The organism is Pseudomonas sp. GW821-FHT01E10, from assembly GCF_059422365.1.
Genome location: NZ_JBWKWT010000003.1, coordinates 336,441 through 348,447, shown reverse-complemented (window position 1 = coordinate 348,447; position 12,007 = coordinate 336,441). Strand labels below are relative to the sequence as shown.

13 protein-coding genes are annotated in these 12,007 nt (G+C 60.6%); 8 read left to right on the top strand and 5 right to left on the bottom strand.

Going from position 1 to position 12,007, the window contains the following annotated elements; translation table 11 throughout:
- The first annotated feature begins 96 nt into the window (after positions 1 to 96).
- On the top strand, positions 97 to 561 hold the full coding sequence (locus AC07V0_RS08140; protein WP_064619942.1) for a CopD family protein: 465 nt from the start codon (positions 97 to 99) through the stop codon (positions 559 to 561).
- Positions 562 to 724: 163 nt separating this feature from the next.
- Here the strand turns inward: AC07V0_RS08140 and AC07V0_RS08135 are convergent, their stop codons facing one another.
- The 4 genes from AC07V0_RS08135 to AC07V0_RS08120 all read right to left on the bottom strand — a co-directional run bounded on the left by AC07V0_RS08135 (position 725) and on the right by AC07V0_RS08120 (position 3,416).
- Positions 725 to 1,483, bottom strand: a complete 759-nt coding sequence (locus AC07V0_RS08135) for a collagen-like triple helix repeat-containing protein (RefSeq protein ID WP_064619944.1) — start codon at positions 1,481 to 1,483, stop codon at positions 725 to 727.
- Complete coding sequence (locus AC07V0_RS08130; RefSeq protein WP_018926919.1) at positions 1,476 to 1,754, bottom strand: DUF1145 domain-containing protein; 279 nt, start codon at positions 1,752 to 1,754, stop codon at positions 1,476 to 1,478. Before AC07V0_RS08130 ends, AC07V0_RS08135 begins: the two co-directional genes overlap by 8 nt.
- A 162-nt stretch (positions 1,755 to 1,916) precedes the next feature.
- Positions 1,917 to 2,630: a PA1041 family peptidoglycan-binding anchor lipoprotein gene (locus AC07V0_RS08125; RefSeq protein WP_028939242.1), complete on the bottom strand. Its 714-nt coding sequence runs from the start codon at positions 2,628 to 2,630 to the stop codon at positions 1,917 to 1,919.
- A gap of 90 nt (positions 2,631 to 2,720) precedes the next feature.
- Entirely contained in the window at positions 2,721 to 3,416 is a 696-nt protein-coding gene (locus AC07V0_RS08120) for a PA1041 family peptidoglycan-binding anchor lipoprotein (RefSeq protein WP_026286483.1), read from the bottom strand.
- Between the two features lie 179 nt (positions 3,417 to 3,595).
- Here AC07V0_RS08120 and AC07V0_RS08115 point away from each other — a divergent pair, with 179 nt between their 5' ends.
- The 4 genes from AC07V0_RS08115 (at position 3,596) to AC07V0_RS08100 (ending at position 5,366) form a co-directional block, all read left to right on the top strand.
- Positions 3,596 to 4,093 (top strand): DUF6231 family protein, encoded by a 498-nt coding sequence (locus AC07V0_RS08115; protein WP_018926922.1) that lies wholly within the window; start codon positions 3,596 to 3,598, stop codon positions 4,091 to 4,093.
- A 4-nt stretch (positions 4,094 to 4,097) separates the two neighbouring features.
- Entirely contained in the window at positions 4,098 to 4,574 is a 477-nt protein-coding gene (locus AC07V0_RS08110) for a YchJ family protein (RefSeq protein ID WP_018926923.1), read from the top strand.
- Between the two features lie 88 nt (positions 4,575 to 4,662).
- On the top strand, positions 4,663 to 5,151 hold the full coding sequence (locus AC07V0_RS08105; protein ID WP_064619955.1) for an LEA/WHy family protein: 489 nt from the start codon (positions 4,663 to 4,665) through the stop codon (positions 5,149 to 5,151).
- 5 nt (positions 5,152 to 5,156) lie between these two features.
- Positions 5,157 to 5,366: an SEC-C metal-binding domain-containing protein gene (locus tag AC07V0_RS08100; RefSeq protein ID WP_007906737.1), complete on the top strand. Its 210-nt coding sequence runs from the start codon at positions 5,157 to 5,159 to the stop codon at positions 5,364 to 5,366.
- Positions 5,367 to 5,559: 193 nt separating this feature from the next.
- On the opposite strand, the gene AC07V0_RS08095 is transcribed toward AC07V0_RS08100, so the two are convergent.
- Positions 5,560 to 6,117 carry a cysteine hydrolase family protein gene (locus AC07V0_RS08095; RefSeq protein WP_018926925.1) on the bottom strand — a complete coding sequence of 186 codons (558 nt, stop codon included), beginning with the start codon at positions 6,115 to 6,117 and terminating at the stop codon, positions 5,560 to 5,562.
- Positions 6,118 to 6,318: 201 nt separating this feature from the next.
- Here AC07V0_RS08095 and AC07V0_RS08090 point away from each other — a divergent pair, with 201 nt between their 5' ends.
- The 3 genes from AC07V0_RS08090 (at position 6,319) to AC07V0_RS08080 (ending at position 11,651) form a co-directional block, all read left to right on the top strand.
- Complete coding sequence (locus AC07V0_RS08090; protein WP_064619958.1) at positions 6,319 to 8,769, top strand: penicillin acylase family protein; 2,451 nt, start codon at positions 6,319 to 6,321, stop codon at positions 8,767 to 8,769.
- Between the two features lie 165 nt (positions 8,770 to 8,934).
- Positions 8,935 to 9,966: a ligase-associated DNA damage response exonuclease gene (locus tag AC07V0_RS08085; RefSeq protein ID WP_086944785.1), complete on the top strand. Its 1,032-nt coding sequence runs from the start codon at positions 8,935 to 8,937 to the stop codon at positions 9,964 to 9,966.
- Entirely contained in the window at positions 9,963 to 11,651 is a 1,689-nt protein-coding gene (locus AC07V0_RS08080; RefSeq protein ID WP_086944784.1) for an ATP-dependent DNA ligase, read from the top strand. The genes AC07V0_RS08085 and AC07V0_RS08080 overlap by 4 nt, the downstream gene beginning before the upstream one ends.
- Positions 11,652 to 12,007 lie beyond the last annotated feature (356 nt).

Here is a 12,007-nt window from a genome sequence, read left to right as displayed (position 1 = left end):
TTGTCGGGCGCAAAAAACGCTGGATAAATTTTCAGTGGTTCGGATCGGCCGCTATCATACCCCGCTAATTAATCCCGCGCAGAACGGAGTACCCCAATGACACCTTTTGGCATCGTTTATACCCTGCATGTCCTGGCCGCCCTGGTCTGGGTCGGCGGCATGTTTTTCGCCTGGATGGTCCTTCGCCCCGCTGCGATGAAGGCGCTGGAAGGCCCTGCCCGGTTGAAGCTGTGGGTGGAAGTGTTTCAAGGTTTTTTCCGCTGGGTCTGGGTCGCGGTGGTGCTTTTGCCGATCAGCGGTGTGGGCATGATTCATTTGCAGTTCACCGGGTTTGAAGCGGCACCGCGGTATGTGCAGGCGATGATGGGATTGTATGTGGTGATGACCGCGTTGTTTATCCGGATTCAGGCGTTGCTGCTGCCGGAACTGCGCACGGCGGTAGCGGCTGAGGATTGGCCGACGGGCGCGGCGACGCTGGGCAAGATTCGCCGGTTGGTGGGGATTAACCTGATGGTCGGGTTGGTGCTGGTGGCGATTGCTGCGGCTCGGCCGATGTTCTGAGCAATGCATAGTCTCTGTGGCGAGGGAGCTTGCTCCCGCTCGGCTGCGTAGCAGTCGTAATCGATCACTGCGCACGTTCTGAAAAAACAGGGTCGCCGGCTTTGGGGCCGCTTCGCGACCCAGCGGGAGCAAGCTCCCTCGCCACAGGGGTTCTCGGTCGTTCTTACAACCGCTGAATGCTCACCGAGCCTGCCGCCCCGGCAGGCCCAGGCTGGCCATCGGCACCGGGGCGACCGCTCTTGCCGCCATCGGCTTTATAGACAATGCAGCCCTTGGCCTTGCCGCCCGCCCCCGGTTTGCCACCCGGTCCGGCCGCGCCACCGACTCCGCCCGCCACCTCGACCTTGATCTGCTCCGCCGGATAGTCACGCGGCACTTCCAGTCGAACCAGCGCCCCCGGCGCACCGGGTTGGCCGTCGCTGCCGTCACTGCCATCGAAGCCGCGACCGGCCTGGCCCCAGGTGCAACCCGGTGCTTGGCCGTTGGCCCCGTCAAGACCGACAAAACCCGGGGCGCCCGCGCCACCGCGAGCGTCTACCGACAATTGCGGCGCCTTCAGCGCTTTGATCTGCAGATTCAGATTGCGCCCGGAGCGGGCAGCCTTGAGATAAGTCCCGGGGGCGCCCCGCGCGGTGATCTGGCTGCCTTCGGCCAACTCGGCCCGGCTGACCTTCAACGCCAGAGCCTGTTCGCTCGGCACAATGGCGATCCGCGCTTCGCGTCCCAGGTGCAGCTCGCCGACCGTCACTTCGGTCACGTTCGAGGGAATCAGCAAGGTGCCGTAATCGGCGACTTCCAGTCGTTCCAGTTGCAGGGAGCTGGCGGTGTTGGGCAAGCGCATCAGCGAGTTGGTTTCAACACTCACCACCTGAGCGCAGGCCAATGGGCTGATAAGTGCGGCGAGCAGACAGAGTTTACGCATGGGAAGCCTTCGCAGTGGCCGGGGCCGGAATGGTTTGCAGGTGGAAAACGCCGAAAAAGACAATCTTCAGGCGATCACGCCAGGGGTGGGCTCGACCTTTGAGGCTACGATTGCAGAACACCAGCTCCAGAAGATGAGCCAGCGCCAACAGGCTGCCAGCCAGATCGACCAACAGGTGCAGTGGACGAACAAACGGTATGAGCAGATTGACCAGCACCACCAACCAGAACAGCAGGGTCAACAACTTCCCCAGCCCCCAAAACACCTTCATACGCTCCCCCGTCGAGAATTATTATTTGCACGCACCATAACGGCTTACACGCGGGATAAGCCAGAGGGCAACGGAAAATTCTTCCGAAAGGCATCGAATGGCCGCCGGGTCAACCTTGACGGCCATCCGACGGCTCTATCACGGGCCTCTTGATCACGGAGCCTAGCGATTGATGTGCAACTCCACACGACGGTTTTTTGCCCGCCCTTCTTCCGTATCATTGTCAGCCACCGGCTGGGTTTCACCCCGTCCTTCGCTGGTGAGTTTGTTCGGCGCCAGCCCCCGGCTCAACAGGTAGGCCGCCACGCTGCTGGCACGACGTTCCGACAACTTCTGGTTATAGGCGTCCGAACCCTGACTGTCGGTATGGCCGACGACCTTGACGCTTACCACATCGGCACTCTGCAATTTGGGCATCAACGAATCCAGCTCGCTGCGTGCCTCGGGCGTCAGGTCGGATTTGTTGTACGCGAACAACACATTACTACTCAGCGTGATGACTTCGGATACCGGCGGTTCAGCAGGTTTTACGCTGGCCGGATATTGCGGTAGCGGGCAACCGTGATGATCGACAGGTGTATTGGCAGGCGTATCGGGGCAACGATCGCGTCGATCGAAAACACCATCACCGTCCTCGTCGCCATCCTGGGCGTAACAGACCAAGCCACCGGTCAAGATACCGAGCGCCGCTCCACCTGCCGCCCAACCGCCACTTTCGATCGCGCCCAGACCGCCGCCAACCAGTCCGCCAATGACACTGCAGATCGGCCAGGTACGTTGATTCAAGGGGGCGGTGCCATCGCTGTGAGTCGCGCAGCCGGTCAGAAGACTACCAAGCAGTAGAACCGGCAAGACGGTCCTTGTGAGAACGCTCATTGTGAATGCTCCTGTGTCACCGGCCCATACCGGTCACACAGGAGTAAAGACCCGCATCCGCGACTGCACAAGCCGCGGAATACAAGGGGGTTAGCGGTCGATTTTGATTTCCGTACGCCGGTTCAGCGCACGGCCTTCAGCGGTTTTGTTATCGGCCACCGGCTGGCTTTCACCGGCACCGGTCACAGACACGAAACTGCTGCGTGGCACGCCTTGGGAAATCAGGTACTCCACCACCGAATGGGCGCGTTTGTCCGACAGTTTCTGGTTGTATTTATCGCTGCCGACGCTGTCGGTATGACCGGTCACGGTCAACCGGGCGCTGGCGGGCTCCTGTTTCAGGCGCGTAGCAACGGTGTTGAGTACCTCTTTATCGGAAGGAGTGAGCTTGGACGAGTCGAACTGGAAGTGAACATCACGGATAACGATGACTTCTTCCTTGACCACCGCCTTCTCTTCGACCACCGGCGCAGGCGCGGGTGGAGGACAGCCGTCGGCATCGACTCGCACGCCTCTCGGTGTGTGAGGGCACTTGTCGCGGCTGTCCGGCACACCATCGCCGTCTTCGTCGCCATCGCCATGCACCCAGCAATAAGCCGCTGCCGTGCCGCCGACCAGCAGTGCGCCATACCCCGCCCATGAAGAGCTCTCTGTCGCACCGAGCCCTGCACCGACGACACCACCGACCGCCGCACAGGTCGGCCAGTCGGTTTTCTGCAAACCTGCGCAACCAGTTAACACACTGGTTAGCAGAACCAAAGGTAATGCTGTCCGAACTATGCTCATCTAGTTTTCTCCTGAGGGATCGGCTAATAACCGATTTCAAGGAGTAAAGACCGGACTTTTAATCTCCGCCAGCAATAGGCCATTGCTGTTTTGCCTTATGTTCACGGAAGATCGGCGCTTTTTGCTTAAACACGCTCGACAAGACACGTTAATCTTGGCGTTCTGATTGAGGATCTTCGATGACTGCAAGTATTTCTTCGCGCACGCCCCAGCAGGCGTTGGCCGCATTGCTTGATCGTTACGCCCCGACGCGTCTGTTGCTGATTGGCGCCAGTGAGTTCCCCGCGCTCGAGGCATTCAAACTCGCGCACCCGGATAGCATCGTGGCTTTTGCCGCACCCGGAGCATTGCCGGCCGAACTGGCGGCGCAGCGGTTTGATCTGGCGCTGGTGGTCGATTGCCTCGAACACTTACCCAAGCGCGACGGCCTGAATCTGCTCGGCGGGATACGCAACCTCAATGCCAGTCGCATTGCGGTGTTGGCCGACTTGCCCGCCAGCGGTTGGCAGGAGACGGATTTTTTCTCCCTGGCCCTGCAAGCCAGCGAACGCTTCCAGCGCGACGATCAAGTGTTGACGTTGTTTACCTACGATCTGCTTGACTACAAACAGGTACCCGACTGGCTCAACTCACGCTTCTGGGCCAATCCGGAAAACTTCGGGAAATACTGGTGGTAACGCAATGAGTACATCCATTTGCCCTTGCGGCAGCGGCACGCTGCTCGATGCCTGCTGCGGTCATTACCATGCCGGCCATCCGGCCCCCAGCGCCGAAGTCCTGATGCGTTCGCGCTACAGCGCCTATGTGCTGGGGCTGGTCGACTATCTGGTGGCCACCACCCTGCCCGCGCAACAGGCCGGCCTGGATCGCCAGTCGATCAGCGACTGGAGCGCCCAGAGCACCTGGCTGGGCCTGGAAGTGGAAGGCGCCGAGGTCTTCGGCGGCCAGCCGGAGCACGCCTTCGTCACCTTCACCGCTCGCTGGCACGACGGCAGCGGCGAACACAGCCACCGCGAACGTTCGTCATTCGTGCAGAACGCCGGCCGCTGGTACTTCATCGACCCTACGGTGCCGCTCAAGGCCGGGCGCAACGATGCGTGCCCGTGCGCCAGCGGGCAGAAGTTCAAGAAGTGCTGCGCGAGTTATTTCGGCGCTTGAGGTGCCCCCTGTAGCAGCTGCCGAAAGCTGCGTTCGGCCGTAGCAGCTGCTACAGCGAGGCAGCTGCTACAAAGGGAGAAACACGACCATGATCACCGGACGATTCGCGCTCTATCTGTTCACTTTGCTGCTTCTGTTTTCAGGAGTCGGCGGCTGCGCCTCATGGTTCAGCAACGACTTGCCAGACCCGCAAGTGCATCTGGTCAAGGTCGAGGTGGTCCGGGCCAAGTTGCTGGAGCAGAAATTCCTGCTGCATTTTCGCGTCGACAACCCCAATGACGAAGACCTGACGGTGCGCGCCCTGGAATATCGCATTCATCTGGGGGACGTCCTGCTGACCGAAGGCGAGCACGAACATTGGTTCACCGTCGGCCCCAAGCACAGTGCCTACTTCAAGGTGCCGATCCGAACCAACCTGTGGCCCAGGGTTCGGGATGTGGTGAAACTGCTGAAAAAACCCGAGCAACCGATTCCCTATCGTCTGGAAGGCACACTTGAAACCGGTTTATTCATCGCGCACTACGTGCACCTGGCGCGCAATGGCGTGATAATCGCCGCCGATTTAATTCCGGAGTGACCCCGATGACCCAGCAACCCCACGTCCATGGCCCTGACTGCAACCACGATCATGACCATCACGACCACCATGATCACGACCATGGCCATGTCCACGGCCCAAACTGCGGCCACGCCCACCAGGAACCGGTGCGCAACGCCCTGAAAGACGTCGGTCGCAACGACCCTTGCCCCTGCGGCAACGGCAAGAAATTCAAGAAGTGCCACGGGGCTTGAGGATTCGGGCGAATAACTTCTTCGCCTGTTGAATCGCCAATCCCTGTAGGAGCGAGGCTTGCCCGCGAAAAGGGCGCCACGATCAATCAGAAAAACCGCGTCATCGTTCTTCGCGGGCAAGCCTCGCTCCTACAAGTTGATCTGCACCCCAAAAGTTGGACACCAATCCTAATTTTGGGGTCAGTTCAAGGTTTCAGTCGTTCATGAGAATGCTCGCGGCGCTAACGACCGTCGCATATTCCCCATGCAGATTCCCCAGCGACATCGCATGCACTTCTTCAGCTGAATGGGCATTGCCGAAAAAGTCCGCCTTGTCGAAGGTAAAGCACGCATCCTCCACAACCCACGCCTCAAACCCCAGATTCCCAGCCGTTCGCGCCGTGGATTCCACCGAGTTGTGCGTCGCCACGCCAACGATGATCAACTGATCGATCCCCGCCTCGCGCAAACTCGCTTCCAGCCCGGTCGAGCAAAACGCATCCGGCACTTGTTTCTGTATCAGCCACTCACCGATCGATGGCTGGAAGCGCTCCTGAAACTCCACCCCCGATTGCTGCGGCCAGAACACCGAATCCACAGAGCGGGACAGGTGCTGCACATGAATCACCGGCCGCCCGGTGCGACGCCAATGCCCCAATAACTCCAGGATGCGCTCTTCGGCCTGAGGGTTGTTTCGACGGCCCAACTTGGGATGCAGGATGCCTTTTTGTTGATCGATGATGATCAGCGCCGCGTTTGTCTTAAGTTCCATGCCGACTTTTCCCATGCGAGGCCATTGAATTTGCCGCACTTCAGCATCGCCTCTTGCTACCGGCAAGCCATCAAACGCAAACAGGACGACCTGATGCCGGCGATCACCGAAAAGAAATAACCCAGCCGCCGCTTGCGCGTCCACCTCCTGCTCACTAACGTAGCGCCTTTGTCGCGTCACTACCCCCGCAGGAGCTTTGCCATGGCCTCGCCAGCCCTTACACATTTTCTTCCCCGGTTCGGCGTTGCCGCAGCAGTGGCCGGTGTTTTGAGCCTGACCGGTTGTCAGACATGGAACGCCCAGGACACCCTCCCGCCCACCTCCGGCGTGCAAGCGCTGAAGGGCCTGGCGCAAAACGTTTCGGTTCGCCGCAATGCCATGGGCATGCCGCTGATCGAGAGCAACAGCTTCCACGATGCGCTGTTCACCCTCGGCTACGTGCACGCCAGCGACCGCATCAGCCAAATGGTCACTCTGCGCCTGTTGGCCCAGGGCCGTCTGGCGGAAATGTCCGGCGCGGACCTGCTCGATGCCGACCGCTACATGCGTGCGGTCAACCTGAAGAAAAGCGCGGATGAGCTGTATAAGGCCTCGTCGCCACGCCTCAAGCGTTTCTTCGAAGTCTATGCCCGCGGGGTCAACGCCTACCTGTTCCGCTACCGCGACAAGCTGCCGGCGGACCTCGCGGCCACCGGCTACAAGCCTGAGTACTGGAAACCGGAAGATTCGGCGCTGATGTTCTGCCTGCTGAACTTCAGCCAGTCGGCGAACCTGCCGGAAGAAATTTCCTCGCTGATGCTGGCCCAGACTGTCAGCACCGACAAACTGGCGTGGCTGACCCCGTCCGCTCCCGACGAAAAACTGCCGGTGGCTGAAGCGGATAAACTTCAGGGCATCAAACTCACCGGGCAAATCCCGGGGCTGAGCGAAATCAGCAAAGCCACTGGTCAACTGTCGGATCTGAATCTGCTGAGCGCTACCTCCTCGAACAACTGGGCGATCGCCCCGCAACGCAGCCGCAGCGGTAAGAGCCTGCTGGCCAGCGACAGCCATGGACCGTTGGGCGTCCCGTCGCTGTTCAGTTACGTGCAGATTCGCGCGCCGAAATACCAGGCCTCCGGCGTAACCATTGCCGGGTTACCGATGGTGCTCGCTGGTTTCAACGGCAAAGTGGCGTGGAGCATGACCTCGGTCATGGGCGACAACCAGGACGTGTTCCTGGAAAAAATCAAACGCCAGGGCAATGGCCTTTCCTACGAAGTGGGCGGCAAATGGCAGCCGGCGATCGTGCGCAACGAAACCTATTTCGTCAAAGGCCAGCGGCCGATTCGCGAAGCGGTGTACGAAACCCGCCATGGGCCACTGCTCAACAGCGCCCAGGGCACGGCGCTGGCGAATGGTTTCGGCCTGGCCCTGCAGGCGCCGGACTTCACCGATGACAAAACCCTGGACGCCTTTTTCGACCTGTCCCGGGCGCAGAGTACCGAGAGAGCGTCGGACGCTAGCCGTGAAATCCGCGCCATCGCCCTGAATCTGGTGTTTGCCGATGCCAGCAATATCGGCTGGCAAGTCACCGGTCGCTACCCGAACCGTCGCGAAGGCGAAGGCTTGCTGCCGTCGCCGGGCTGGGAAGGTCGCTACGACTGGGACGGTTACGCCGACCCGATGCTCCATCCGTATGACCAGGACCCGGCGCAGGGCTGGCTCGGCACCGCCAACCAGCGGGTCATTCCCCATGGCTACGGCATGCAGCTGTCCAATTCCTGGGCGGCGCCGGAGCGTGGCGAACGCATGGCCGAACTGGCGGGCGTGGGCAAACACGACACCCGCAGCCTGATCGCCATGCAATACGACCAGACCACCACCTTCGCCGCCAAGCTGAAGAAGATGTTTGAAGCGCCGGGCATGGCCCAGCCACTCAAGCAGGCCATCGAAGCGTTGCCGGTGGCCGATCGCGGCAAGGCTCGCGAGGCGTATACCCGCTTGATGGCCTTCGACGGCAAACTCAGCCCGACCTCCGCCGACGCGGCGATTTACGAGCTGTTCCTGCAGGAAAGCACCAAACAGATTTTCCTCGACGAACTGGGCCCGGAAAGCAGCCCGGCGTGGAAAGCCTTTATCGCCAACGGCAAATTATCCTACGCGGCCCAGGCCGATCATCTGCTTGGGCGTGAGGACAGTCCGTTCTGGGATGACGTGCGCACCGCGCAGAAAGAAGACAAACCGGCGATCCTGGCCCGTAGCCTGGCGGCTGCGATCAGCGCGGGTGACAGCCAGTTGGGCGGCGATCACAAAGCCTGGCAGTGGGGCAAACTGCACCGCTACGAGTGGAAAAACGCCAGCGGCCAGACCGTGCGCGGTCCGCTGGCGGCCGGCGGCGATCACACTACGCTCAACACCGCCTCGTTCGCCTGGGGTCAGGACTTCAACACCACGCAGGCCCCGGCCATGCGCTTTATTGTCGACTTCGGCCAGGCCGAACCGCTGATGGGCCAGAACGCTACCGGCCAATCCGGCAACCCGGCCAGCCCGCACTATCTCGACAGCGTCGATCCATGGCTCAAGGGTCAATACATGAGCCTGCCGATGCAGCCGCAGAACTTTGACAAGGTGTATGGCAAGACGCGGTTGACGCTGACGCCTGGCAAGTAACATCAAAAGATCGCAGCCTGCGGCGGCGCCTACAGGGGATTCGCACCCATCTGTAAGCGCTGCCGCAGGCTGCGATCTTTTGTTATTAATCTCTGTGAAAATAAATAGAACTTCTCGTTTCGGGCAAACCTCCTAGCTAATAGGCCTCTCCATTCTGGTAACAATATGGACCTTGTTATCGCACGTCCTGAAGGTTTGTACTGCCCGCCCGGGGATTTCTATATCGACCCGTGGCGCCCCGTCGAGCGCTCAATCATCACCCACGCTCATAGCGACCATGCTCGCCGTGGCAACCAACACTATCTGGCGGCGGCACCGGGTGCGGGCATTCTGCGCGCGCAGCTGGGCCAGGACATCAACCTGCAAACGCTGCCCTATGGCGAGCCATTGCTGCACCATGGCGTAAAACTGAGTTTTCACCCCGCAGGCCACATGCTCGGCTCAGCCCAGGTGCGGCTGGAATGCGGCGGTGAGGTTTGGGTCGCCTCCGGTGATTACAAAACAGAGCCCGACGGCACCTGTGCACCGTTCGAACCGGTGCGCTGTCACACCTTCATCACAGAATCGACGTACGGCCTGCCAATTTACCGTTGGCAACCCCAGGCGCAGATCCTTGCCGAGATCAATCAGTGGTGGCAGTCCAACGCCGCAGTCGATAAAACCAGCGTGCTGCTCTGTCATGCTTTCGGCAAGGCTCAGCGGATTCTTCATGGCCTCGATGCCGGCCTGGGCCCCATCCTGGTGCATGGTGCGGTTGAGCCGATCAATCAGTTTTATCGTCAGAGCGGCATTCATTTACCGCCAACGATTTATGCCAGCGAAGTAAAAAAGCAGGACCCGATGATGCGCAAAGCTCTGGTCCTCGCGCCGCCTGCAACGGGTACCGGCAATTGGGTACGGCGCTTCGGCGACTACAGCGATGGCCTCGCCAGCGGCTGGATGCGTTTGCGCGGCACGCAGCGGCGGCATGGCGTGGATCGTGGTTTCGTGTTGTCCGATCACGCCGATTGGCCCGGCCTGCTCTGGACCATCGAACAGTCCGGGGCCGAACGGGTGAAGGTCACCCATGGATCGATCGGAGTGCTGGTACGGCATCTGCGCGAACAGGGCCTCGATGCCATGGGGTTGCGCACCGAATACGGCGACGATGAGAACAATGCAGCCTTCGAACCCGAGAGCGCCGAGGTGCAGGCATGAAAGCCTTCGCCGAGCTGTATGCCGAACTCGATGCCACCACCTCAAGCGACGCCAAACTGGCGGCGATGCAGCATTACTTCGCCCAGGCCACGCCCGAAGATGCCGCCTGGGCGGTGTATTTGCTGGCCGGCGGGCGGCTTCGGCAATGGGTGCCGGTACGGGTGCTGCGCGACATGGCAATCGCGTGTTCCGGGCTCTCGCCCTGGTTGTTCGAGGAAAGCTACCAGGCGGTGGGTGATCTGGCGGAAACCATTTCGCTGGTGCTGCCCGAAACGCCTCACACGTCTACCGACAGACTGACGGTGTGGATTGAGGACAAACTGTTGCCACTGCGCAGCGCGCCCCCGCGGGTCCTCGCTGAACGCCTGCCCGCGCTGTGGGCGCAACTGGATCGCCAGGGCCTGATGCTGTGCATCAAACTGATCACCGGCAGTTTCCGTGTCGGTGTCTCCAAATCGCTGGTCACCCGCGCCGTGGCAGCAATGGCCGGGCTCGACGGCAAACGCGTGGCCCAGCGACTGGTGGGTTACACCGACCCGTCGCACCGCCCGAATGCCGCCAGTTACCTGAAGCTGATTGCCCCCGAAGCACCCGATGAACACGACCAACGGGGTGGCCAACCCTACCCGTTCTTCCTTGCCCATGCGTTGTCGCAACCGGTTGAGCAGTTCGAAGCGCTGCTCGGCCCGGCCAGCCAATGGCAAGTGGAGTGGAAATGGGACGGCATCCGCGCCCAAGTGGTCAAGCGCGATGGGCGCTTGTGGGTCTGGTCGCGAGGCGAAGAACTGGTGACCGAACGGTTCCCCGAACTGGGCAGCCTGATTCACGACTTGCCCGACGGCACGGTGATCGACGGTGAAATCGTCGCCTGGAAAACCGCGCCCTCGGGCTCTGGGAACGCTTGCGAGCGGCAATCGCCTGCGTCGCTGGCGGTGCAGCCTTTCGCCCTGCTGCAAAAACGCAGCAGCCGTCACACGCTGGACAAGAAAATCCTCGATGAGGTGCCCGTGGTCATTCAGGCCTTTGACCTGCTCGAATGGCAGGGCCAGGATTTGCGCAACCAGACTCAGGCCATGCGCCGCACTCAGTTGGAACACCTCATCACCACCTGCGCAAACCCGGTGTTACTTGCCTCGCCCATGTTGATCGGCGAAGACTGGTTCGACCTCGCCCGCCAACGGGAAGCCTCTCGCAAACTGAAGGTCGAAGGCATGATGCTCAAGGCCCGCGATGCGCAGTATGGCGTCGGGCGGAACAAAGAAACGGGTGTGTGGTGGAAATGGAAAGTCGACCCGTTCAGTGTCGATGCGGTGCTGATCCATGCGCAGCAGGGTCATGGCCGCCAGGCCAGTCTCTACACTGATTACACTTTCGCCGTTTGGGACGGCCCACCCTGTGCCTGCGAGCGGACACTGGTGCCTTTCGCCAAGGCCTACTCCGGGTTGACCAACGAAGAAATCCGCCAGATCGACAGCCTCGTGCGCAAGACCACGGTGGAAAAGTCCGGATCTGTGATCCGTGTGAAACCAAGCCTGGTGTTTGAGCTGGGATTCGAGAGCATTGCCCCGTCGAAACGGCACCCGAGCGGGATTGCAGTGCGGTTTCCCCGGATATTGCGTTGGCGGCAGGACAAGTCGGTGGAAGAAGCTGACAGCCTGGCGACGTTGCGGGATTTACTGGCTTGACCCGACTCTTGTGGCCCTGCCTTTGTAGCAGCTGGCGAAGCCTGCGTTCGGCGGCGCAGCCGTCGTGCATCCAGCTGATGCGGTCCGCCTGACGCACCGCAAGTTCTGATTTTGCGACTGCTGCCCAGCCGAACGCAGCCTCGCAGGCTCGACAGCTGCTACACAAATAGCATCAAGATTTAATGGGTATCAGCTTCCCTGTGCACCATCCAGACGCAAGAATCTGGCAGCGCCCGTTTTCGTGCACAAATCGCGCTTTGCCATTTCCTGTGTCACCTTTTAAAACGCTTGTTCGGGACTCTGGTTCGGAAATTGCTACTTTTAATAGGTCTTACGCTTTTCAGTAACAGTACTTC

Excerpts from the sequence above, each read along its gene's own strand:
- AC07V0_RS08110 (WP_018926923.1), top strand. The coding sequence starts at position 4,098 with ATGAGTACATCCATTTGCCCTTGCGGCAGCGGCACGCTGCTCGATGCC.
- AC07V0_RS08130 (WP_018926919.1), bottom strand. The coding sequence starts at position 1,754 with ATGAAGGTGTTTTGGGGGCTGGGGAAGTTGTTGACCCTGCTGTTCTGG.
- AC07V0_RS08120 (WP_026286483.1), bottom strand. The coding sequence starts at position 3,416 with ATGAGCATAGTTCGGACAGCATTACCTTTGGTTCTGCTAACCAGTGTG.
- AC07V0_RS08085 (WP_086944785.1), top strand. The coding sequence starts at position 8,935 with ATGGACCTTGTTATCGCACGTCCTGAAGGTTTGTACTGCCCGCCCGGG.
- AC07V0_RS08100 (WP_007906737.1), top strand. The coding sequence starts at position 5,157 with ATGACCCAGCAACCCCACGTCCATGGCCCTGACTGCAACCACGATCAT.
- AC07V0_RS08080 (WP_086944784.1), top strand. The coding sequence starts at position 9,963 with ATGAAAGCCTTCGCCGAGCTGTATGCCGAACTCGATGCCACCACCTCA.
- AC07V0_RS08115 (WP_018926922.1), top strand. The coding sequence starts at position 3,596 with ATGACTGCAAGTATTTCTTCGCGCACGCCCCAGCAGGCGTTGGCCGCA.
- AC07V0_RS08105 (WP_064619955.1), top strand. The coding sequence starts at position 4,663 with ATGATCACCGGACGATTCGCGCTCTATCTGTTCACTTTGCTGCTTCTG.
- AC07V0_RS08095 (WP_018926925.1), bottom strand. The coding sequence starts at position 6,117 with ATGGAACTTAAGACAAACGCGGCGCTGATCATCATCGATCAACAAAAA.
- AC07V0_RS08135 (WP_064619944.1), bottom strand. The coding sequence starts at position 1,483 with ATGCGTAAACTCTGTCTGCTCGCCGCACTTATCAGCCCATTGGCCTGC.
- AC07V0_RS08125 (WP_028939242.1), bottom strand. The coding sequence starts at position 2,630 with ATGAGCGTTCTCACAAGGACCGTCTTGCCGGTTCTACTGCTTGGTAGT.
- AC07V0_RS08140 (WP_064619942.1), top strand. The coding sequence starts at position 97 with ATGACACCTTTTGGCATCGTTTATACCCTGCATGTCCTGGCCGCCCTG.
- AC07V0_RS08090 (WP_064619958.1), top strand. The coding sequence starts at position 6,319 with ATGGCCTCGCCAGCCCTTACACATTTTCTTCCCCGGTTCGGCGTTGCC.